The sequence below is a fragment of the Nocardioides montaniterrae genome (assembly GCF_054782655.1).
Map to the genome: position 1 here is coordinate 131,416 of NZ_BAAGSB010000004.1, position 19,751 is coordinate 151,166.

Here is a 19,751-nt window from a genome sequence, read left to right on the forward strand (position 1 = left end):
CAACCGTGACAGTGATGGTGTCAGGGTCAGGAACCCGGCTTCACCAGGTGGTTCAGCTCGAAGTGCATCGGGTCGGTGTAGCGCCAGGTGCCGCCCCAGGTGAAGCCCCAGCGCTGGAAGGTCTGGATGACGCCCGGGTCCATGTGGCCGACGGTGCCGCGGGCGTTGTCGGCAGGGTCGATGTCGAAGGCGAGGCCGAACGCGTGGTTCGACAGCGTCGTCGTACCGGCGATGAAGCGGGGGACGAAGCATCCCGCGTAGTTGGTGATCTTGTCCGCCAGGCCGCGGGCCTGGATCTCGCGGAGGGCGGCGTACAGCTGCGGGAAGATGTACTTGTTGCAGGTCATCGGGCCGATGATCGGCATGGTCCGGGTCTCGATGTGGGAGGCCACCCAGGCCGAGCTCGGCACCACGCGGCCGCCGCCGACGGCGGTGTAGCGGTAGAGGCCAACCGCCTGGGAGAAGGCACCGACGAACTGGACGTTCTGGACCGCCTTGGGGTCGATGCCGTTCTGGGCGACCGCGTCGAGCGCGGTGATCGAGAGGCTCTTGTCGATCTTCTCGATCTGCTTGCGGACGTCGTCTGGCGAGGCGAAGCCGGTGTTGATCAGCAGCGCGTTGTCCTCGGGGATGCCGAGGTCGTCGCCCCACTTGGTGTTGACCATGACGTCGATACCCTCGACCGTCGACGGCGACCAGGCACCGAGGTGGATCTTCTGCGACTGGTCACCGGAGCCGACGGCTACGTACCCGTCCTTGTCCAGCGGCAGCGTGCCCTGCAGACGCTGGACGACGGCCATCTCACCGCCGGCGATCCGGTTCCACTGCTCCTGCCAGCCGGCGCTCTTGGCACCGGTGAAGTCGCGGTAACGGGCGGGGTCGACGGCGGCGACGTTGTAGAGCTGGTTCTCCAGCGAGAACTGCTTGATCGAGAGCGGGACCGAAACCTGGACGCCCTTGACCGCGCCCTTGCCCTTGCCGATGCGGATCGCGTCGATCTTCTTCAGGACGTCGGCGGGGAGGGTCTTGTCGGAGACGACCAGCAGGTCGTCACCGGGCAGCTTGCCGTCCCACTTGCCGGGCGCGCCGATGGCGTGGCTGGGATCTGCGGCGTGCGCGATCGGCTGGGTGCTGGGCGCGGCGCTCGGATGCTTGGCCGGTCCCGATCCACCACAGCCGGAGAGCAGGGCAGCACCCAGCAGGCCGCTGGCACCGAGCGCCAGGGCACGCTGTCGCAGACCTCGCCGCGCGTGGATCATGTGCTTCCCTCCGGGCTGAAGGGTAGTCAACTCAGCCCAGGATCCGCGCCGCTACCCACGCGATCTCATCAGCGACGTCGGCGGGCTCGCCCCCGGGCTGCATCACGTGGCTGAGGACCAGTCGCACGACGAGGTCGATGCACACGGAGATCTCGCGCTCGCTCAGCTGGTGGTCGTACGCCGAGATGCGGGCCCGCAGCACCGCGCTGGCGCCCTCCAGCAGCGAGGCGCTGTTGGTGGTCAGCAGCGGGAGCAGCTCGGTGTCGGCACCGTGGTTGGCCGACACGACGGCGTGCAGCAGCGCGTTGTCGGTGGCGTACTTGAGCACCCGTCGGCACGAGGCACGGATGGCCTCCTCGAGGTCGTCGGGGAACTCGTCGAAGGACTGGTTCACCCCGGCCAGGAAGAACTCCAGCTCGCGCAGGACGATCGCCTCCGCGAGGTCGTTCTTGGTGCCGACCTCGTTGTAGACGGTCTGCCGGCTGACGCCGACCTCGTCGGCCAGCCGGGCCATGGTGACCCGGCCCCAGCCCTCGTCGGTGAGCACCTGCACCGCCGCGGCGCACAGCCGGTCGCGCAGCGGCGCGACGGCGTACGACGAAGCGGTGGCCAGTGTCATGTCAGTCGGCCAGCGTCAGCGCGAGGACCGGGCACGCCTGGACGGCGGCGTACACGTGGGCGCGCTCGGCCTCGGTCGGGCTGTCGTTGAGGATCACGACCTGGTCGGTGTCCTCGTCGACCTCGAAGAAGTCGTTGGCCATGGACTCGCACATGCCGAGCCCCTCGCACTTGTCCAGGTCGGCGGTGATCTTCACGTGCTCAGGCCTCAATCTTGTCGGGGTCGAAGGGGACGAAGTCGATCTTCTCGCGGACGCCGCAGTCGGGGCAGAACCAGTCCTCCGGGATGTCCGCCCACGCGGTCCCCGCCGGGAAGCCCTGGTGCTCGTCGCCGGCGGCGACATCGTAGGTGTAGCCGCAACCCGGGCAGCGGGCTGCGAGGATCTCGCCCGACTGGTCCTGGATGAACATGTCCTCGTGCTGCTGGTGGACCTCCGGCGGCGGGAACTTGGCGAGGTACTTCGCCTCCTTGCCCGGCTTGATGTTCGCCAGCGTGATGTCGCCGTCGAGGTGGGCGACGACGCGCGGGTCCATCACCTTGCGCCACAGCGGCGGGAACAGCGCGAGGGTCAGCATGCCGGCGTACCCGGTGGGCAGGGCCGGCGACTCCTTGAAGTCACGCAGGGCCTGGTAGCGACGGGTCGGGTTGGCGTGGTGGTCGCTGTGGCGCTGCAGGTGGTAGAGGAAGATGTTGGTGACGATGTTGTTGCTGTTCCAGCTGTGCATCGGCAGCACGCGCTCGTAGCGCAGCTTGGGACCGACCTTCTGGCGCTTGAGGCCGTAGTGCTCGAGGTAGTTGATGATCTCGAGCAGGGAGAAGCCGAAGATGATCGTGATCGGGAAGTACGGCGCGACGTCCCAGCCGAACAGCGCGACCAGACCGGCGTAGAAGACGATCGACATCACCCAGGCGTTGAGGACGTCGTTGCTGACGTGGAACGGGTGCGTGCCCTTGCGCTTGAAGCGCTTGGCCTCGACCTCCCACGAGCTCTTCAGCGAGCCGAAGACGGTGCGCGGCCAGAACTGGTAGATGTTCTCGCCCAGCCGGGAGGAGGCCGGGTCCTCGGGGGTCGCGACCCGGACGTGGTGGCCCCGGTTGTGCTCGATGTAGAAGTGGCCGTAGAAGGTCGGCGCCAGCGTGATCTTGGCGAGCCAGCGCTCGACGGACTCGCGCTTGTGGCCGAGCTCGTGGGCGGTGTTGATGCCGACGCCGACGACACCGGCGATCGAGAGCGCCCACAGCGCCTTGTGCCACCACGGCAGGTCGAGGTGCGGGGCCATCAGGTTGGTGCTGAGGTGCACACGGCCCCAGTCGCCCAGGCCGACGTGGGAGACGATCCACTCGACCGGGTTGACGCCATCGATGATCGCGTAGCCGGCGACCACGATGAAGAACATCAGCGGGATGTAGGCGAAGACGACGTAGCGGTAGTACTTGTCGTTCTCCAGCGCCTCGATGACCTCGTCCGGCGGGTTGCTGTTGTCGAACCCGAGCATCAGGTCGAGCAGCGGGATGAAGAAGTTGATCAGGAACGGGGCGACGAGGGTGAAGCCCCACCAGCCCCCGCTCGCGACGTACGCCACCGCGAAGAGGATGCCGAAGCCGGGGACCATCAGGCCCCAGAGCCAGAGGTAGCGCTTCTTGTCCTTCCAGGTCACCGTGCTGCCGTCAGGAACCGTGCTGCCGAATGCTGCCGTGCTCATGTCATCTGCCCTTCGTTGCGCCGATTGACAGAACGCTAGGAGTTGTAAAGCCGTTTGACAAGAGTTTGGCGAATGTAAAGTGCGACAAGGTGTCGCGATCAGCCGAGCGCGCGCTCGATGTCCTCGGTGAGCTGCTCGGGCTTGGTGGTCGGGGCGTAGCGGTCGATGACCTGGCCGTCCTTGCCGATCAGGAACTTGGTGAAGTTCCACTTGATCGCGCCGCCGAGCAGGCCGCCCTGCTCCTTCTTGAGCCACTGGTAGACCGGGTGCGCGCCCTTGCCGTTGACCTCGACCTTGGTCGTCATCGGGAAGCTGACGCCGTAGCTGGTGCTGCAGAACGTCGCGATCTCGGCGTCGTCGCCAGGCTCCTGGTGGGCGAACTGGTCGCAGGGGAACCCGATCACGGTGAACCCCTGGTCGGCGTACGTCTCCTGGAGCTTCTGCAGGCCCTCGTACTGCGGGGTGAACCCGCACTTCGACGCCGTGTTCACCACCAGGACGACCTTGCCGTCGTACGCCGAGAGGTCGATGTCGGTGCCGTCGATCGCGGTCGCCGTGAAGTCGTGGAGAGAGGTCATGCCTCCGAGTCTTGCACCAGCTCTCGCAGGCGTCGCCGGATCGAGAAGGCGACCACCACGACGAGGAAGACGTCGATGGCCGCCGTGATGACGACGAGGGCGGGCGCTTCGTCCCAGAGGCCGACCGGTCCCTGGGCGACCAGCGGGACGTTGACGAAGAACGCGATGAGCAGGATTGCGAGCTTCGGCATGACGGTCAGTACCGGGCGACGAGGCGGAGCACGCCGACGGCGATCAGCGCCTGGCCGACGTGGTAGGTGACCATGATCGCCGGGCGCGCGGCGCGCCCCAGCGGCCGGACGAACTTGTTGATCGACAGGATCGAGTCGCTGGCCACGAAGATGCTCGCGCCGATCGCGATCCACCAGTCGGCGGTCAGCCAGGCGGCCAGGGTCATGGCGGTGATCACCGACATGTACGCCGCCACCGGCACCGCCAGCGCGATCCCGCCCTGCTTGAAGGTGGCCGGCAGCACGCCGTTGCCGACGCTCAGCGCGAGGGCGATGACGCCCATGCCACCCCAGACCCAGTAGCCCCCGAGGACCTCGAGTGTGCCGGGCAGCGCGACGAAGCAGACGACGTACGCCAGGTGGCCGACCAGGAACGCCGCCAGACCCGCCTTGAAGCGGCTCTCCACGGTGTCGTCGAGGAGCGCGATGTCACCGAGCAAGCCGAGCAGCAGGGCGATGACGAGCCACACGCCGGCTCGGTGGTCGAGCGCGCCGGCCGCGATCACCGTGATCGTCATCAGGGCCAGCGTCGCCGGCTTGAGCCAGGTCTCGAGGTCCTTGCGCTCCTTCACGACGGACACCCAGTCCGCGATCGCCACGACGCCGGTCAGTACGGCGAGCACGCCGGTGAGGAGGTCTGCTGACACCCCGGCAGGGTCGCACACCTGGTCATCTGGTGGCTCCAGATCCACACGATGTCTAGGGACGTCGGTGAGACTCAGAGCCTCACCCGGAGACGCGAGCCCGAGCGGCCTCGACGGCGGCAACGATCTCCTCGCCCTGCCGCCGGGACGAGCCGATCCAGGCGGGAGTCACCCAGTCCCGGGGAGAGCCGTCGTCGACGGCGACACCGAGCAGGGTGCGGCGTACGGACCGGATGTCGCTCAGTGGAATGACCCTGCGCCTACGGCCGAGAGCGTCCGCGACCAAGGCATCGGCGGTGAGCTCGAGCCGACCGGTCCACACACCGACGGTCCCCCACAGGACGACCAGGAAAAGTGCCACGTGGAAGACCCGCGTACCGACGGATGCTCCCTCGTCGTCGACGTACGTCGCTATCAGGATGATCGTCACCGCAGCAAGGACGACAGTGTCGAGCACCCGGCCCCGCCTCGACGCGGTCCAGCGCTGGACGACAGGCGGGGCACTCTCCACCCCGGCAGGCTCGCACATCCCTCCAAGGCCGGACAGGGTGCTACCCACTCCTCGGATCTCAAACGTCTTGAACCTCTCGGAGCACACGCGTTCACTGAATGACGTGGCCAGCACGATCACCTGGGAACGAGTCCGATCGGCCGGGAGCAAGCTGACGACGCCGCTGCACCCGGACGACTACCTCCGCCTGCTCAACCCGCTGTGGAGCTCACGCGAGCTCCGCGGCCGGATCGAGCGCGTCGTCCAGGAGACCGACGACGCGGCGACGATCGTGATCCGACCAGGCTGGGGCTGGCGCTACGACCACCGTCCCGGTCAGTACGTCGGCATCGGGATCCCGGTCAACGGCCGGTTCCAGTGGCGCTCCTACTCCGTCAGCTCGCCGCCGGAGCGATGCGGCGGCACCATCTCGATCACCGTCCGGGCGATGCCGGAGGGCCTGCTCTCCAGCCACCTGGTCAACGGCGTCGAGCCGAACACGATCGTCCGGCTGGCGCTGCCCGACGGCGACTTCGTGCTGCCCGATCCGCCTCCGGCGCGGATGCTCTTCCTGGTCGGCGGCAGCGGCGTGACCCCGGTGATGGCGATGCTGCGCACCCTGGACCGCCGCGGGACCATGCCCGACATCGTCATGCACTACTCCTCGCCGACCGAGGACCGGATGATCTTCCGCGAGGAGCTGCAGGGGCTGGCCGACAAGCACGAGGGACTGGTGCTGCACCGGCTCCACACCGACGTCGACGGGATGCTCGACCTCGCGGATCTCGACCGGATCTGCCCCGACTGGCGCGACCGTGAGACCTACGCCTGCGGCCCCGCCCCGATGCTCGACGCGATCACCGCGCACTTCCGCCAGCACGACGCGGAGGACCGCCTCCACCTCGAGCGGTTCTCCCTCGAGCTCGGCGGCGACGGGGGTGAGGGCGGCACCATCACCTTCCGCAACTCCGGCAGGACCATCGACGCCGACGGCGCAACCACGGTCCTCGAGGCAGGCGAGCAGGCCGGCGTCGGCATGCCGTACGGCTGCCGGATGGGCATCTGCCACACCTGCACGCTGACGCTCGTCGAGGGCAAGGTGCGCGACCTGCGCAACGGCGACGAGTACGCCGGCACGAACGAACCCGTCCAGACGTGCGTCACCGCAGCCGTCGGCGACTGCACGCTCGACATATAGAAGGGAACGCAATGGCCATCTCCGACGTCAAGGAATACGCCCACCTCACCGAGGAGGAGGTGGACCAGCTCGGCCGCGAGCTCGACGCGATCAGGGCCGAGGTGGAGGAGTCACGCGGTGACGCGGACGCGGCGTACATCAACCGGATGATCAAGGTGCAGCGCGGCCTCGCGACCGCCGGCCGGGTGGCGTTGCTCGCCGGCACGCAGCTGCGGCGTACGCGAAAGCCGGCGTGGGTGATCGGGACCGGCTGCCTCGCGGTGGCCAAGATCCTGGAGAACATGGAGATCGGCCACAACGTGATGCACGGCCAGTGGGACTGGATGAACGACCCCGAGATCCACTCCTCCAACTGGGAGTGGGACACCGCGCAGCCGGCCGAGCAGTGGAAGCACAGCCACAACTACATCCACCACCAGTTCACCAACGTGCTCGGCTACGACAACGACATCGGCTACGGCATCCTGCGGATGGCCCGGGAGCAGAAGTGGCACCCGGCCAACGTCGGGCAGCCGATCTACAACGCGCTGCTGGCTGCGCTGTTCCAGTGGGGCGTGGCGCTGCACGACCTCGACATCGAGCGCATCCGCAAGGGCGAGAAGGACCCGCGCGAGATGAAGCGCCAGCTCAAGCAGATCGTCCGCAAGGGCCGCAACCAGGCGCTCAAGGACTACGTCGTCTACCCGGCGCTCTCCGGTCCGCAGTGGCGTACGACGATGACGGCCGACGCCACGGCCAACCTGATCCGCAACCTCTGGTCCTACGTCATCATCTTCTGCGGTCACTTCCCCGACGGCGCGGTGCACTTCACCGAGGAGGAGATCGAGGACGAGACCCGATCGGAGTGGTACCTGCGCCAGATCCTCGGCGCCGCCAACTTCAACGGCGGACCGCTGCTCCACGTCCTGTCCGGCAACCTCGGGTTCCAGATCGAGCACCACCTCTACCCCGACCTCCCGAGCAACAGGTACGCCGAGATCGCCGTCAAGGTGCGCGCACTCTGCGACAAGTACGCGATCCCGTACACGACCGGGCCGCTCTACCGGCAGTACGGCCAGGCGCTGCGCACCATCATGAAGCTCTCGCTGCCGAACTCCTGGACCAGCAGCGACGAGGTCGAGCCTCCGGGCCCGACCCGCGAGCGGCGCCGGCGTACCGACGACGAGCGGCCCGCCCGACGCAGCGAGCTCGGCGGCTGGTCGCGATCGGGGGCGGGAGCACGCGGATGAGGTTCCCGGACGGCATGACCGGGCCGTTCGCGTGGAAGGAGGACGCCCGTCCTCCGCTCGCGGAGCTGGCGATGCGCCGCGTCACGCAGTGCGCGCTGAGCCGCATCTGCGGGGTCTGTGCCGAGCCGCTGGGCCGGCCCGTGGTCTTCGTGGGTACGCCGACCGAGGTCGGTCGCAACGCCTTCCACGCCCCGCCGCTGCACGAGGAGTGCGCACGCGGCCTGCTGCGCCTCTCCGGCGCCGATCCCGACTGGCAGCTGGTCGCGACCTCCGGCTTCGACCTGCTGCGACCCGCGCGCGAGGACTCCGATCGGCGGATCAGGTTCCAGCCGAACTCGCTGCTCGCGCGCTAGCCACGGTCGACGTACGACAAAGGCCCCGGTCGTCACGACCGGGGCCTTCGTACGACGTTCACTGCCCGAGCGTCGGGTCCTGCTCGCGGACGACGGTCGCGTCTCCCGCGGCCGGTTCGAACGGGGCTGCCTCGCCCTGGACCTGGCCAGCGGCCTGGCCAGCGGTCTGGTCGGTGGTCTGGCCCATGCCCTCCTGGGGAGCCTGACCCTGCGGGACCTCCGGAGCGGCGGGCGCCTCCGGGGCTGCCGGCGCCTGCGGGACCGCCTCGCCCGTGCCCTCCTGCGGTGCCTGACCCTGCGGGACCTGACCCTGCTGGGCCTCGGGAGCCTGCTGCGGGGCGGCGGACTGCTCAGGCGCCTGGGCCGGCTCGTCGGCCTGGACCCCGAGCTGCTGCTCGAGCATGCCCTCGCCCTGCTGGATCTGGTCGGTGAACTTGCCACCGGTCTTCTGGTCGACGGCCTCGGCAGCCTTGTCGAACGCTGCATCAGCCTGCTGCGAGTGGCCCGAGAGCAGGTCCTTCGCCTTGTCCAAGAAGCTCATGACGATTTCCTTCCGAGTAAGGCGCCATCGTCAGGCGCGCGTACCACGAGCCAATCCGCTCATCGGCGACCGCGCAAGGGGCAACCGGAAAACCACAGTCGCCTCTCAGCCCCGCGCCCCGACGTACGACGAAGGCCCCGGTCAACTGACCGGGGCCTTCATCTCACTGTGCGCGCGGGGAGAGTTGAACTCCCACGTCCTTTCGGACACACGGACCTGAACCGTGCGCGTCTGCCTATTCCGCCACGCGCGCTCAAAGCCCGGTAAGACTATCTGACGGGCTTGACGCCGCCCAAACCGAGGGGACCCGAACCGCACGTGCCGCGCCGCCCGGGGGGAGCATTCCGGGTTCGTGCACACCCCCACCGATACGATCGACGGCACCGACCTGTGCGCGCACACGCGCACCGGCCACCAGCCACGACATCAGGAGAGGAGGCCCGCGTGGGCGGACTGCAGCGCTTCGAGGAACGACTCGAGCGGGCGATCTCCGGTGTCTTCGCGCGGACTTTCCGCTCCGCCGTGCAGCCGGTCGAGATCGCGGCCGCGCTCCAGCGCGAGGTCGACAACAAGGCGCAGGTGCTCTCCCGGCAGCGCCGGCTGGTCCCCAACACCTTCCAGGTCGACCTGTCCCCGGGCGACCTCGAGCGGATGGCGCCGTACGTCGGTTCGCTGACCGATGAGCTGATCGAGCAGCTGCAGGAGCATGCCGAGGCCCAGGGCTACGTCTTCCCCGGCCCGATCAGGATCGCCTTCGTGCCCGACGAGGACCTCGGCACCGGCCGCTTCACCGTGCTCAGCAAGGCGGAGGCATCGGTGACCGCGAGCAACGTGCGCAACGACCGGCCCGCCCGTGCGGTGATCGAGGTCAACGGCACGGAGCAGCCGCTCGTGGCGCCCGGTCTCGTGGTCGGCCGCGGCAGCGACGCCGACATCCGGATCAACGACCCCGGCGTCAGCCGGCGGCACGCGCAGTTCCTGATCACCACCGCTGCGAACGGCGCTCCCGAGATCGAGGTGCACGACATGGGATCCACCAACGGCATCCGGGTCGACGGGCAGAAGGTCGCCCGCGCCCGACTGCGCGAGGGCTCTCGCGTCCAGGTCGGCCACACCTCGATGGTCCTCCGACTCCGACCCGAGGCTGGCGCCGATGTCTGAGCTCACCCTGTTCCTGGTCCGGATCGCCTACCTCGCGATCCTGTGGATCTTCGTCCTCTCCGCCATCTCGGTGATCCGCTCCGACATGTTCGGCGCGCGCGTCCCGTCCCAGGCGGCAGCGGCGGGCCGCGCCCCCAAGGCGGCCAAGCAGAAGCCGGCCAAGAAGCGCGGCAACCCCACGCACGTCACCGTCGTGCAGGGCGCCAACACCGGCATCAGCGCCGACCTGGCCTCCGCGCCGGTGCTGATCGGCCGCGGCAACGACGCGGCGATCCGCCTCGACGACGACTACGTCTCCACGCGGCACGCGCGGATCGTCTCCTCCGGTGACCAGTGGTACGTCGAGGACCTCGGCTCCACGAACGGCACGTACCTCGGCAGCCAGCGGATCACCCAGGCCATGCCGATCGGCCTCGGGTCCCAGGTCCGCATCGGCAAGACGATCCTCGAGCTGAGGAAGTAGCCGATGACCGACGCCGAGGACACCCCGGTCGACCCGACCGTCGAGACCCGGCTCCCCGACCCGGTGGCCGAGGATGCCGCGGACGCGGCGGCGGCCCAGGACGAGCAGCCGGAGGGCGGCGTACCTCCCGTTCTCGAGCTGCGCTTCCACGCGGTCTCCGACGTCGGTCGCGTCCGCAAGGACAACCAGGACTCCGGGTACGCCGGGCCGTGGCTGCTCGCGGTCTGTGACGGTGTGGGCGGTGCCGCGCGCGGCGACATCGCCTCGAGCACGGCGATCAGCGAGCTGCGGCACATCGACGTCGCCCCCGACACCGTCGAGACCGGTGACCTGACGGTCCGCGTCGCGGACGGGCTGCACCTCGCGCACGACGCGATCGGCCACCAGGTCGACCTCGACCCCGCCCTCAACGGCACCAGCACGACCGCGGTCATCGCGCTGTTCGACGGCACGACGTTCGGCTTCGGCCACATCGGCGACTCGAGGGCGTACCTGCTGCGCGAGGGCAAGCTGCAGCAGCTGACCACCGACCACACCTTCGTGCAGAGCCTCATCGACGAGGGCCGGATCACCGAGGAGGAGGCGCGGGTCCACCCGCACCGCAACCTGATCCTCAAGGCGCTCGACGGCCTGCACGACGTCGACCCGGACCTGTTCCGGGTAGAGGCCGAGGCGGGCGACCGGCTCTTCCTCTGCAGCGACGGCGCCTGCGGCGTGCTCGACAACGCACGCATCGCCGAGCTGTTGGCCGATGGCACCCCCGAGTTCGCAGCGATCGAGCTGGTGCGCGCCAGCCTCGACGCCGGCAGCTCCGACAACGTCACCTGCGTCGTCGCCGACGTGGTCCCGGCAGCCTCGACCACCGGCTCGACCACGGACAGCACCGAGCCCCAGGTCGTCGGCGCGGCCGCCGAGCTGCGCCGCAAGCTGCCGCGCGGTCGCTTCCGCGGGCATCGCTCGGGCGACACCGGCGAGCTCGAGCCGGTCGACGCCGAGCTTGCGCCGCTGCCCGAGGAGGCGCCCCACGCGATCCGGGCCGATCCTCCGTTCGACCCCGAGGCCTACCGCTACGCCCCGCGCGCGCCGCGCCGCTTCAACTGGACGCGGCGGGTGATGGTCGCCCTGATCGGCCTGGGCCTGCTGTGGACCGCCGGCGCCTCGGCGTACTGGTGGACCCAGCAGCAGTACTACGTCGCCGACCACAACGGCCATGTCGCGATCTTCCGCGGCGTCGAGGGCCTGGGGCTCTCCGAGGTCTACCAGGACAGCAGCCTCTCGCTGGCCGACCTGCCGCCCGAGGCCCAGTCCGACGTCAAGGACGGCAAGTCCGCCGACGGCCTGGCCTCCGCGCGCGCCATCGTCGAGCACCTCGGCAAGCTGGGGGTCGGCTGATGGCGGGCTCACCACTGATGGGCTTCGTCCACCGCCAACGCCGCGGCGCCGAGCTCTTCCTGCTGATCATCGCGCTCGTCGCCGGCATCGGCGCGTACGTCGCCGTCGGCCTCGGCGTGAACGGCCAGGTCCCGGCCAACCTGATCGCCTACGGCGGCTGGCTGACCGCGCTGATCGTCGCCGCGCACGTCACGGTCCGCCTCGTGGCGCCGTACGCCGATCCGGTGCTGCTGCCCGTGGTCGCGGCCCTCAACGGCCTCGGCCTGGCCCTCATCCACCGCATCGACCTGGCCATCGACACCAGCAACGCCAGCAAGCAGCTGATGTGGATGACGCTCGGCGTCGGGCTGTTCGTGGCGACCCTCTACTTCGTCAGCGACCACCGCGTGCTCGGCCGCTACACCTACACCTTCGGGCTGGCCGCGATCGTGCTGCTGATCCTGCCGATGCTCCCGGTGATCGGCAAGGAGGTGAACGGCGCGCGCATCTGGATCGGCGTCGGCGGCTTCACCCTGCAGCCCGGTGAGATCGCGAAGGTGCTGCTGGTCATGGCCTTCGCCGGCTACCTCGTCGGCCACCGCGACGCCCTCGCCCTGGCCGGTCGCCGGGTGCTGCGCATCGACCTGCCGCGGGGCCGCGACCTCGGGCCGATCCTGGCGATGTGGGCCGTCAGCATGTGCATCCTGGTGCTGCAGAAGGACCTCGGCTCCAGCCTGCTGTTCTTCGGCATCTTCCTGGTCATGCTGTACGTCGCCACCGAGCGCTCGGGCTGGCTCGTGGTCGGTGGTGCGATGTTCCTGGCCGGCGCGCTGGCGGCGTACAAGCTGGTCGGTCACGTCACCGAGCGCGTCGACATCTGGCTGCACCCGTTCCAGGACGCCAGCGGCAGCGGCTACCAGCTCGTCCAGAGCATCTACTCCTTCTCCTGGGGCGGCCTGATCGGACGCGGCCTGGGCCAGGGGATGCTCACCCTCGGCAGCGGTGACAACCTGCACCTGCGGGTGCCCGAGGAGCACAACGACTTCATCATGGCGCTGGTCGGCGAGGAGCTCGGCCTGACCGCCGTCATCGCCATCCTGCTGCTCTACGGCATCATCGTCGAGCGGGCGCTGCGTGCCGCCCTGATCGCCCGCGACGGCTTCGGCAAGCTCGTCGCCGCCGGCCTCGGCTCGGTCCTCGCCATCCAGGTCTTCGTCGTCATCGGCGGCGTCACCCGGCTGATCCCGCTGACCGGCCTGACCACCCCGTTCCTGTCGTACGGCGGCTCCTCGCTGATCGCCAACTGGGTGATCGTCGCGATCCTCCTGCGCATCTCCGACCAGGCCAGGCGCCCGCTCCCCAACCTCGACGAGGCCGAGAGCGACCCCGACATGGAGATGACCCAGATGGTGAAGGTGGTCGACGCATGAACAAGCCGATCCGCTCCGTCTCGATCTTCTGCATGGTGCTGTTCCTGGCGCTGATGCTCAACGTGACCTACCTGCAGTTCGTCAAGGCCGACGACTACAACAGCAAGGCGGGCAACACCCGGGAGGCCGAGCAGGCCTACAGCCGCGAACGCGGCCTGATCCTGGCCGGCAAGCAGCCGATCGCGCGCAGCAAGGCCAGCGACGACCGGTTCAAGTACCTCCGCGTCTACCCGAAGGGCCCGGTCTTCGCCCCGATCACCGGCTACCTCCAGCTCGGCGTGCAGACCGGCCTGGAGCACACCCAGAACGACGTGCTCTCCGGCCAGGACCCGCGCCTGTTCGTGCACCGGCTGGTCGACATGCTGCAGGGCGACACCAACCAGGGCGGCAACGTCATCACCACGATCGACCCCGCGGCGCAGCAGGCGGCGTACGACTCCCTGCTCCGCACGATCGGCCCCCACGGCGAAGGCTCCGTGGTCGCCATCCAGCCCCGCACGGGCAAGATCCTGGCGATGGTCTCGCTCCCGTCCTACGACCCGAACAAGCTGGCCAGCCACGACGGCACGGTGCGCACCAAGACCTACGACCGGCTCGACCACAACGGGCTCCAGCCGCTGCTCAACCGCGCGACGTACCTCCGGCTGTTCCCCGGCTCGACGTTCAAGGTGGTGACCGCCGCGGCGGCCATCGAGAACGGGCTCTACCACCTCGACGACATGGTCCCCTCGGGCTCGGGCTACCAGCTGCCCGGCACGCACGGCTCGCAGAACGTCGTCGACAACGAGGGCCGCACCGGCTGCGACGCGCAGATGATCTCCTTCGCCGTGGCGATGGAGGACTCCTGCAACACGGCGTTCGCGCGGATGGCGGTCGCCCTGGGCCCCGAGAAGATGCGCGCGCAGGCCGAGGCGTTCGGCTTCAACAGCGACTACCTGCAGGACTACAGCCCCCAGGCGCAGTCGGTCTATCCCAAGGACGTCACCGATCCGGGAGCGAGCTCGCCGCGCGAGCTCAACGACGCCGAGACCGCCCGTACCGGCTTCGGCCAGTTCGAGGTCCAGGCGACGCCGCTGCAGATGGCGATGGTCGCCGCCGCGATCGGCAACCACGGCAAGCTGATGCGCCCCTACCTCGTCGACCAGATCCAGTCGGCCGACTACCAGACCCTCGAGACCACCCAGCCCGACGAGCTGCGCCAGGCGATCTCGCCGCAGACCGCCGACGAGGTCACCCAGCTGATGATCGACACGGTCGACAGCGGTACGGCGTACCCCGCCGCGATCCCGGGCGTCCAGGTGGCCGGCAAGACCGGCACCGCACAGACCGGCACCGACAAGCCGCCGTACGCCTGGTTCACCTCGTTCGCGCCCGCCAAGGACGCCGAGGTCGCCGTCGCCGTCATGATCCAGTCCGCGCCGGGCACCGGCCGCGGCGAGATCGCCGGCGGCACCCTCGGCGGCCCGGTCGCCAAGGCCGTCATGGAAGCGGTGATGAACAAGTGAGCACCCCCGCGAGCGAGCCCCGGTACGCCGACGCGAACCGCCGCTACCGCCTCGACGAGCGCATCGCGACGGGCGGAATGGGCGTGGTCTGGAAGGCCACCGACACCCGTCTGAACCGCGTGGTCGCCGTCAAGGTGCTCAAGCACGAGTACGCCGACGACGCCACGTTCCGCACCCGCTTCGAGACCGAGGCCCGGCATGCCGCCGCGCTGCACCACCCCGGCATCGCCGGCGTCTTCGACTACAGCGCCGACGCACCCGAGGGCGGCGCGCCGTTCCTGGTCATGGAGCACGTCGACGGGCAGCCGCTGTCCATGCTGCTCTCCGCCGCCAAGGAGTCCGGCAGGGCGATGGACCCCGAGGTCGTCCGCGACCTGATGGCCCAGACCGCCGACGCGCTGGCCGTCGCCCACGCGGCCGGGATCGTGCACCGCGACGTCAAGCCCGCCAACCTGCTGATCACCCCCGACCGCCAGGTCAAGGTCACCGACTTCGGCATCGCCCGCGCCGGCGACGCCACCGCGATCACGCGCACCGGCGCGGTGATGGGCACCCCCCAGTACCTCTCGCCCGAGCAGGCCCGGGGCAACCCGTCCTCGCCGGCCTCCGACGTCTACTCGCTCGGCTGCGTCGCGTTCGAGTGCCTGGCCAACAAGCGCCCCTTCGAGGCCGACACCCCCGTCGCCACCCTGCTCGCCCACATCCAGCAGCCGGTCCCGCAGCTGCCGCCCGCCATCCCCGGCGACATCGCCCGCGTCGTCACCCGCGCCCTGGCCAAGGAGCCGGCCGACCGGTTCGCCGACGGCGCCGCGTTCGCCGCAGCCCTGCGCAACCCCTCGGGCGTCAAGGCCGCGCCCGTGGTCGCGCCGGTCCCGGTGCCGGCAGCCGACACCGGGCCGGCCACCGCCGTGCTCCCGGCCACTGCCGTCACCCCGACGCCTGCTCCGCCGATGGAGCGGCTCGACGCCGCTGCGGCGTACGCCGGCGACGAGCGTCGTGGCGGCAGCCCCTGGCCGGCCGTCGGTCTGGTCCTGGTCCTCGTCGTGATCGCCCTGCTCATCGCGTGGCTGCTGCTGCGCGGTGGCGGCGACAACACCCCGACGACGTACACCAGCAGCCCGCCGGCCAGGACCCACCACACGAAGCCGACGGCGCCGAGCTCCTCGGCGGCCACCACGGTCACGGTCGACCCGAACGCCTACATCGGCCGCGACTTCCACGACGTGTACGACGACCTGACCGGGCTGGGCCTGGACGTGACCCTCGACCAGGTCGACAACGACGGGACCCACACGGCCGACCTGGTCTCCGGGGTCAACCCCTCCGGGAAGGTCCCCGTGGGCTCCCTGGTCACGGTCCAGTACTACGGCCCCGCCCCCGCGACCTCCTCGGCCGCGCCGACCACCTCCGCCCCACCGACGACCAGCGCTGCTCCCACGAGCTCCGCGCCCCCGTCGAGCTCCTCGCCGGCCGCGGGCGGCAACCCCCTCACACCCCTCACCGGAGGCACGCCCTGATGAGCACGGGACGCATCGACTCGGGCGGTGGCGGCGGTCAGCGTGCGCTGATCGGCGACCGGTACGAGCTCGGCGAGCTCCTCGGCCGCGGTGGCATGGCCGAGGTCCGCAAGGGCACCGACTCGCGGCTCGGCCGCGTGGTCGCGGTCAAGCGCCTGCGCACCGACCTGGCCAGCGACGCCACGTTCCAGGCCCGGTTCCGCCGCGAGGCGCAGTCCTCGGCCTCGTTGAACCACCCCGCGATCGTCGCGGTCTACGACACGGGCGAGGAGCCCACGACCGACGGCGCGCTGCAGCCCTACATCGTCATGGAGTTCGTCGCGGGCCGCACCCTGCGCGACATCCTGCGCGAGGGCCGCAAGATCCTTCCCGAGCGGGCCCTGGAGATCACCTCCGGCGTGCTCTCGGCGCTCGACTACAGCCACCGCGCCGGGATCATCCACCGCGACATCAAGCCCGGCAACGTCATGCTCACGCCGTCCGGCGACGTCAAGGTGATGGACTTCGGCATCGCCCGCGCGATGAGCGACGCCGCCTCCTCGATGACCCAGACCGCGGCCGTGGTCGGCACCGCCCAGTACCTCTCCCCCGAGCAGGCCCGAGGCGAGAACGTCGACTCGCGCTCCGACGTCTACTCCGCCGGCTGCCTGCTCTACGAGCTCCTCACCGGCCGGCCGCCGTTCATCGGCGACTCCCCCGTGGCGGTCGCCTACCAGCACGTCCGTGAGCCCGCCGTACCCCCGTCCCACTTCGACGCGGACCTCACGCCCGAGATCGACGCGATCGTGATGAAGTCCCTGGCCAAGCGCGTCGAGGACCGCTACCAGTCGGCCGCGGCCATGCGCACCGACATCGAGCGCTACCTCGCCGGCAGGCCCGTGCAGGCGGTCGCCCCGGTCCAGGAGCCCGGCCCGGTCCCGCTCGCCTCGACCTCCACCCGCATGACGACGGTGCCCGCCGCCGACCGGCCCAGCGAGACCTCCGTGCGCGGGGCCGCCGTACCTCCGCTCGACGGTCGCGGTGGCCGCGGCAGGCGCCGCAGCGGCAAGTGGCCGCTGCTCCTCCTGCTGCTCCTGCTGCTAGGCGTCATCCTGCTGACCGCGTTCGTGGTGTGGCCCAAGCTGTTCCCCAGCGGTCCGTCCGACTCCAAGCTGCCCTCCGTGGTGGGGATGAGCCAGGAGCAGGCCAACGAGGCGCTCGGGAACGCCGACTTCGGCAACATCGACGACTCGCTGACCGAGTGCTCGGACCGCTATCCGACGCCGTTCACGGTGACGCGCCAGCAGCCCGAGGCCGACGGCTACTACCCCGGCACCACCAGCGTCCAGCTGTGGCTCTCGCGCGGACCCTGCGAGTTCCCGATGCCCGACGTCACCACGCTGTCCTCGCGCAGGCTCGCGATCAGCACGCTGGTCGCCCAGCACGTCAGCCGCAAGAACATCACGTTCAAGCAGTGCGACTCCGACGAGCCGAAGGGCTCGGTCGTCTCCCAGACGCCGGTCCCGAACACGCCGGTCCGCACCGACGTCGCCGTCAAGCTGTGCCTGTCGCGCGGCCCGCACGGCGTGCCGAATGTCGTCGGCATGAGCGACAAGGACGCGATCCACGCCATCGTGCAGGCCGGCTTCACGGTCAAGGTCAACGACGACCCGGGCGACGCCAAGCACCCCAAGGGCACCGTCGTCGACCAGGCGCCCGACAAGGGCCACACGCTCAAGCAGGGTCAGCAGGTCTACATCTGGGTCTCGACCTATGTCCCGCCGCCGGACTCCGACGGCGACGGTCTCTCCGACCAGGTCGAGGCGCAGAAGGGCACCGATCCGCACAACCGGGACACCGACGGCGACGGGCTCGGTGACGGCCGCGAGGTCAACTCGACCCACACCAACCCGTTGGTGGCCGACACCGACGGCGACGGCTACACCGACAGCCAGGAGGTCACCGCGGGCACCGACCCGAACGACCCCGCGAGCAAGCCGACGACGCCTCCGACGCCGTAGCGACTACTTCGGAGCCAGCGGCTTCGCGTAGTGCATGTCGAAGAGCCCGGTGTACGCCGGCGCGACGACCTCCGACTCGGTCTGCATCGCCCACCCGACGGCGATCTTCGGGTTGGAGGCGTCGACGCGGAAGCCGGTCACCAACGGATCGGCGTCGATCGCGGCCTGCAGCCGGGCCGGGTCCCCGACGGCCTGGATGACGTAGGGCTGCGGGTAGGGCTGACCCTGCAGCTGGACGGCGTTGCCCTCGCACTTGATGCCCGTGGTCGAGACGACGCGTTGGCCGGCGATCGTGACAGCCGCCGCTCCCCCGGTCCACAGCGCGTTGACGACGGCCTGGATGTCCTGCTGGTGGACCACGAGCCGGTTCAGGTCGAGGCCGGGATCATCGGCCTTGCGGGCCTTCTCGAGGACGTCCTCAGGAGCGTCGGAGAGCGTGATCGAGAGACCCGGGCCGGAGCGAGCCGTCCGGCCGGCGGGGTCCTCCAGCCGGCGGATCTGGTGGCGAGCGCGGTGGACGCCCTGGCTGCCCACCTCGGACGTCAGCTGGTCGACCTCTTGGACCAGCCGCTGGCGGCGCTGGTCCAAGCGTGCGACGTCCGCCTTCTCCGCTGCGTAGACACTGGCGAGGTCCGAGTAGCGCCCCGGACGCAGGTCCGTCCCGTCACTGTCGATCGCCGAGGTGACGAACAGCGCGCCGCAGAGCAGCACGACCACCGGCGTACCGATGCGCCAGACCGCCCGGCCGCGTCTGGGGCCACCCGCCTCCGTCATACTGGCTAGGTTAGTCGCCGACCCGATCACCGCGACCGGGAACCATCGAGGAGCACCGAACGTGGCCAAGCTGCCCCGCCTGCCGAAGAGCAAGGGCCCGAACCCCTTCGCCAACCCCGACCGCGGACCCGTCCTGACGGTCCGGTTCGTGATCGCGCTGGCGCTCATCGCCCTCGGTATCGCCTGGGTCGTGTTCACCTACTGGGGCGTCCGCCCTGAAGGCGGCTGGGGCGCCACCAACGCCAAGGGTGTCCCGCTGCCGGCCGGTGGCCCCTCCTTCATGGGCGACCTGGAGAAGTGGAACTACCTGATCGGCTTCGCCCTATTCTTCGTCGGGCTCGCCTTCTCCGCCCACCCCAAGACGCCGCTCGGCCGCGGTCGCGGCGTCGTGGTCGGCATGCTCGGCTGCTTCATCCTCGGCCTGATCTGGATCTGCCTATACTACATCTTCCTGACGGGCAACAACCCGAAGGATCTGCCGATCTTCAACGACCTGGCCCAGAAGAACCTGTTCGTCGGCATCTGCTTCATGGCCGTCGGCTTCACCTTCGCCACGCGCTGGGAGTGACCCCTTCGTAGGTCGAGAAGGGACGCTGCGGCCCTCTCGAGACCCGGTGTGCCCCTTTGGGTGCGTGGTGGGTGGTTCGGTGGGTCCCGGCCTAGGCGGGCACCCGCCCGCGGGCTCC

Annotated in this window: 21 protein-coding genes and 1 tRNA gene; 11 read left to right on the forward strand and 11 right to left on the reverse strand. The window is 69.8% G+C overall.

Annotation, left to right across the window (positions count from 1 at the left end):
- Positions 1-26: 26 nt before the first annotated feature.
- The 8 genes from ACYVJ3_RS08545 to ACYVJ3_RS08580 all read right to left on the reverse strand — a co-directional run bounded on the left by ACYVJ3_RS08545 (position 27) and on the right by ACYVJ3_RS08580 (position 5,490).
- On the reverse strand, positions 27-1,259 hold the full coding sequence (locus ACYVJ3_RS08545; protein ID WP_460852434.1) for a M15 family metallopeptidase: 1,233 nt from the start codon (positions 1,257-1,259) through the stop codon (positions 27-29).
- A gap of 31 nt (positions 1,260-1,290) precedes the next feature.
- A complete protein-coding gene (locus tag ACYVJ3_RS08550) occupies positions 1,291-1,878 on the reverse strand; it encodes a TetR family transcriptional regulator (protein WP_460852437.1) in 588 nt (195 codons plus the stop codon).
- 1 nt (position 1,879) lies between these two features.
- Positions 1,880-2,074 (reverse strand): ferredoxin, encoded by a 195-nt coding sequence (locus ACYVJ3_RS08555; RefSeq protein ID WP_460852439.1) that lies wholly within the window; start codon positions 2,072-2,074, stop codon positions 1,880-1,882.
- Between the two features lie 4 nt (positions 2,075-2,078).
- The gene (locus ACYVJ3_RS08560; RefSeq protein ID WP_460852440.1) at positions 2,079-3,581 is read right to left on the reverse strand and encodes a fatty acid desaturase; all 1,503 of its coding nucleotides are present in this window, start codon (positions 3,579-3,581) and stop codon (positions 2,079-2,081) included.
- Between the two features lie 98 nt (positions 3,582-3,679).
- Entirely contained in the window at positions 3,680-4,159 is a 480-nt protein-coding gene (locus ACYVJ3_RS08565) for a glutathione peroxidase (RefSeq protein ID WP_460852442.1), read from the reverse strand.
- The gene (locus ACYVJ3_RS08570) at positions 4,156-4,350 is read right to left on the reverse strand and encodes a hypothetical protein (RefSeq protein WP_460852444.1); all 195 of its coding nucleotides are present in this window, start codon (positions 4,348-4,350) and stop codon (positions 4,156-4,158) included. The genes ACYVJ3_RS08565 and ACYVJ3_RS08570 overlap by 4 nt, the downstream gene beginning before the upstream one ends.
- Positions 4,351-4,355: 5 nt before the next feature.
- Complete coding sequence (locus ACYVJ3_RS08575) at positions 4,356-5,036, reverse strand: lysoplasmalogenase family protein (protein ID WP_460852445.1); 681 nt, start codon at positions 5,034-5,036, stop codon at positions 4,356-4,358.
- A 79-nt stretch (positions 5,037-5,115) separates the two neighbouring features.
- Positions 5,116-5,490 carry a hypothetical protein gene (locus ACYVJ3_RS08580; RefSeq protein WP_460852446.1) on the reverse strand — a complete coding sequence of 125 codons (375 nt, stop codon included), beginning with the start codon at positions 5,488-5,490 and terminating at the stop codon, positions 5,116-5,118.
- A gap of 157 nt (positions 5,491-5,647) precedes the next feature.
- On the opposite strand from ACYVJ3_RS08580, the gene ACYVJ3_RS08585 reads away from it, so the two are divergent.
- Genes ACYVJ3_RS08585 through ACYVJ3_RS08595 form a run of 3 tightly spaced genes read left to right on the forward strand, consistent with a single transcriptional unit; the run spans position 5,648 to position 8,303 of the window.
- Complete coding sequence (locus ACYVJ3_RS08585) at positions 5,648-6,721, forward strand: ferredoxin reductase (protein ID WP_460852447.1); 1,074 nt, start codon at positions 5,648-5,650, stop codon at positions 6,719-6,721.
- An 11-nt stretch (positions 6,722-6,732) separates the two neighbouring features.
- Entirely contained in the window at positions 6,733-7,950 is a 1,218-nt protein-coding gene (locus ACYVJ3_RS08590) for a fatty acid desaturase family protein (protein WP_460852448.1), read from the forward strand.
- Positions 7,947-8,303 carry a hypothetical protein gene (locus tag ACYVJ3_RS08595; protein WP_460852449.1) on the forward strand — a complete coding sequence of 119 codons (357 nt, stop codon included), beginning with the start codon at positions 7,947-7,949 and terminating at the stop codon, positions 8,301-8,303. Before ACYVJ3_RS08590 ends, ACYVJ3_RS08595 begins: the two co-directional genes overlap by 4 nt.
- Before the next feature lie 58 nt (positions 8,304-8,361).
- Here ACYVJ3_RS08595 and ACYVJ3_RS08600 read toward each other — a convergent pair whose 3' ends face one another.
- Positions 8,362-8,844: an antitoxin gene (locus ACYVJ3_RS08600; RefSeq protein WP_460852451.1), complete on the reverse strand. Its 483-nt coding sequence runs from the start codon at positions 8,842-8,844 to the stop codon at positions 8,362-8,364.
- Between the two features lie 169 nt (positions 8,845-9,013).
- Positions 9,014-9,097, reverse strand: a tRNA-Leu gene (locus ACYVJ3_RS08605).
- 191 nt (positions 9,098-9,288) lie between these two features.
- Here ACYVJ3_RS08605 and ACYVJ3_RS08610 point away from each other — a divergent pair.
- Genes ACYVJ3_RS08610 through pknB form a run of 7 tightly spaced genes read left to right on the forward strand, consistent with a single transcriptional unit; the run spans position 9,289 to position 18,291 of the window.
- Complete coding sequence (locus tag ACYVJ3_RS08610) at positions 9,289-10,005, forward strand: FhaA domain-containing protein (RefSeq protein ID WP_460852453.1); 717 nt, start codon at positions 9,289-9,291, stop codon at positions 10,003-10,005.
- On the forward strand, positions 9,998-10,468 hold the full coding sequence (locus tag ACYVJ3_RS08615; RefSeq protein ID WP_460852455.1) for an FHA domain-containing protein FhaB/FipA: 471 nt from the start codon (positions 9,998-10,000) through the stop codon (positions 10,466-10,468). Before ACYVJ3_RS08610 ends, ACYVJ3_RS08615 begins: the two co-directional genes overlap by 8 nt.
- Positions 10,469-10,471: 3 nt before the next feature.
- Positions 10,472-11,860: a PP2C family protein-serine/threonine phosphatase gene (locus tag ACYVJ3_RS08620; RefSeq protein ID WP_460852456.1), complete on the forward strand. Its 1,389-nt coding sequence runs from the start codon at positions 10,472-10,474 to the stop codon at positions 11,858-11,860.
- Entirely contained in the window at positions 11,860-13,269 is a 1,410-nt protein-coding gene (locus ACYVJ3_RS08625) for an FtsW/RodA/SpoVE family cell cycle protein (RefSeq protein WP_460852458.1), read from the forward strand. Before ACYVJ3_RS08620 ends, ACYVJ3_RS08625 begins: the two co-directional genes overlap by 1 nt.
- Positions 13,266-14,774 (forward strand): peptidoglycan D,D-transpeptidase FtsI family protein, encoded by a 1,509-nt coding sequence (locus ACYVJ3_RS08630; protein WP_460852460.1) that lies wholly within the window; start codon positions 13,266-13,268, stop codon positions 14,772-14,774. Before ACYVJ3_RS08625 ends, ACYVJ3_RS08630 begins: the two co-directional genes overlap by 4 nt.
- A complete protein-coding gene (locus ACYVJ3_RS08635) occupies positions 14,771-16,291 on the forward strand; it encodes a serine/threonine-protein kinase (RefSeq protein ID WP_460852461.1) in 1,521 nt (506 codons plus the stop codon). The genes ACYVJ3_RS08630 and ACYVJ3_RS08635 overlap by 4 nt, the downstream gene beginning before the upstream one ends.
- Positions 16,291-18,291: a Stk1 family PASTA domain-containing Ser/Thr kinase gene (gene pknB, locus ACYVJ3_RS08640; protein WP_460852462.1), complete on the forward strand. Its 2,001-nt coding sequence runs from the start codon at positions 16,291-16,293 to the stop codon at positions 18,289-18,291. The genes ACYVJ3_RS08635 and pknB overlap by 1 nt, the downstream gene beginning before the upstream one ends.
- A 3-nt stretch (positions 18,292-18,294) precedes the next feature.
- On the opposite strand, the gene ACYVJ3_RS08645 is transcribed toward pknB, so the two are convergent.
- Positions 18,295-19,065, reverse strand: coding sequence for a DUF881 domain-containing protein (locus ACYVJ3_RS08645; RefSeq protein WP_460852463.1), 771 nt, complete (start codon positions 19,063-19,065; stop codon positions 18,295-18,297).
- 61 nt (positions 19,066-19,126) lie between these two features.
- Here ACYVJ3_RS08645 and ACYVJ3_RS08650 point away from each other — a divergent pair, with 61 nt between their 5' ends.
- A complete protein-coding gene (locus ACYVJ3_RS08650) occupies positions 19,127-19,633 on the forward strand; it encodes a cell division protein CrgA (protein ID WP_460852465.1) in 507 nt (168 codons plus the stop codon).
- Positions 19,634-19,751: the final 118 nt, after the last annotated feature.

Excerpts from the sequence above, each read along its gene's own strand:
- ACYVJ3_RS08545 (WP_460852434.1), bottom strand. The coding sequence starts at position 1,259 with ATGATCCACGCGCGGCGAGGTCTGCGACAGCGTGCCCTGGCGCTCGGT.
- ACYVJ3_RS08550 (WP_460852437.1), bottom strand. The coding sequence starts at position 1,878 with ATGACACTGGCCACCGCTTCGTCGTACGCCGTCGCGCCGCTGCGCGAC.
- ACYVJ3_RS08560 (WP_460852440.1), bottom strand. The coding sequence starts at position 3,581 with ATGAGCACGGCAGCATTCGGCAGCACGGTTCCTGACGGCAGCACGGTG.
- ACYVJ3_RS08565 (WP_460852442.1), bottom strand. The coding sequence starts at position 4,159 with ATGACCTCTCTCCACGACTTCACGGCGACCGCGATCGACGGCACCGAC.
- ACYVJ3_RS08570 (WP_460852444.1), bottom strand. The coding sequence starts at position 4,350 with ATGCCGAAGCTCGCAATCCTGCTCATCGCGTTCTTCGTCAACGTCCCG.
- ACYVJ3_RS08590 (WP_460852448.1), top strand. The coding sequence starts at position 6,733 with ATGGCCATCTCCGACGTCAAGGAATACGCCCACCTCACCGAGGAGGAG.
- ACYVJ3_RS08595 (WP_460852449.1), top strand. The coding sequence starts at position 7,947 with ATGAGGTTCCCGGACGGCATGACCGGGCCGTTCGCGTGGAAGGAGGAC.
- ACYVJ3_RS08600 (WP_460852451.1), bottom strand. The coding sequence starts at position 8,844 with ATGAGCTTCTTGGACAAGGCGAAGGACCTGCTCTCGGGCCACTCGCAG.
- ACYVJ3_RS08615 (WP_460852455.1), top strand. The coding sequence starts at position 9,998 with ATGTCTGAGCTCACCCTGTTCCTGGTCCGGATCGCCTACCTCGCGATC.
- ACYVJ3_RS08620 (WP_460852456.1), top strand. The coding sequence starts at position 10,472 with ATGACCGACGCCGAGGACACCCCGGTCGACCCGACCGTCGAGACCCGG.
- ACYVJ3_RS08625 (WP_460852458.1), top strand. The coding sequence starts at position 11,860 with ATGGCGGGCTCACCACTGATGGGCTTCGTCCACCGCCAACGCCGCGGC.
- ACYVJ3_RS08630 (WP_460852460.1), top strand. The coding sequence starts at position 13,266 with ATGAACAAGCCGATCCGCTCCGTCTCGATCTTCTGCATGGTGCTGTTC.
- pknB (WP_460852462.1), top strand. The coding sequence starts at position 16,291 with ATGAGCACGGGACGCATCGACTCGGGCGGTGGCGGCGGTCAGCGTGCG.
- ACYVJ3_RS08645 (WP_460852463.1), bottom strand. The coding sequence starts at position 19,065 with ATGACGGAGGCGGGTGGCCCCAGACGCGGCCGGGCGGTCTGGCGCATC.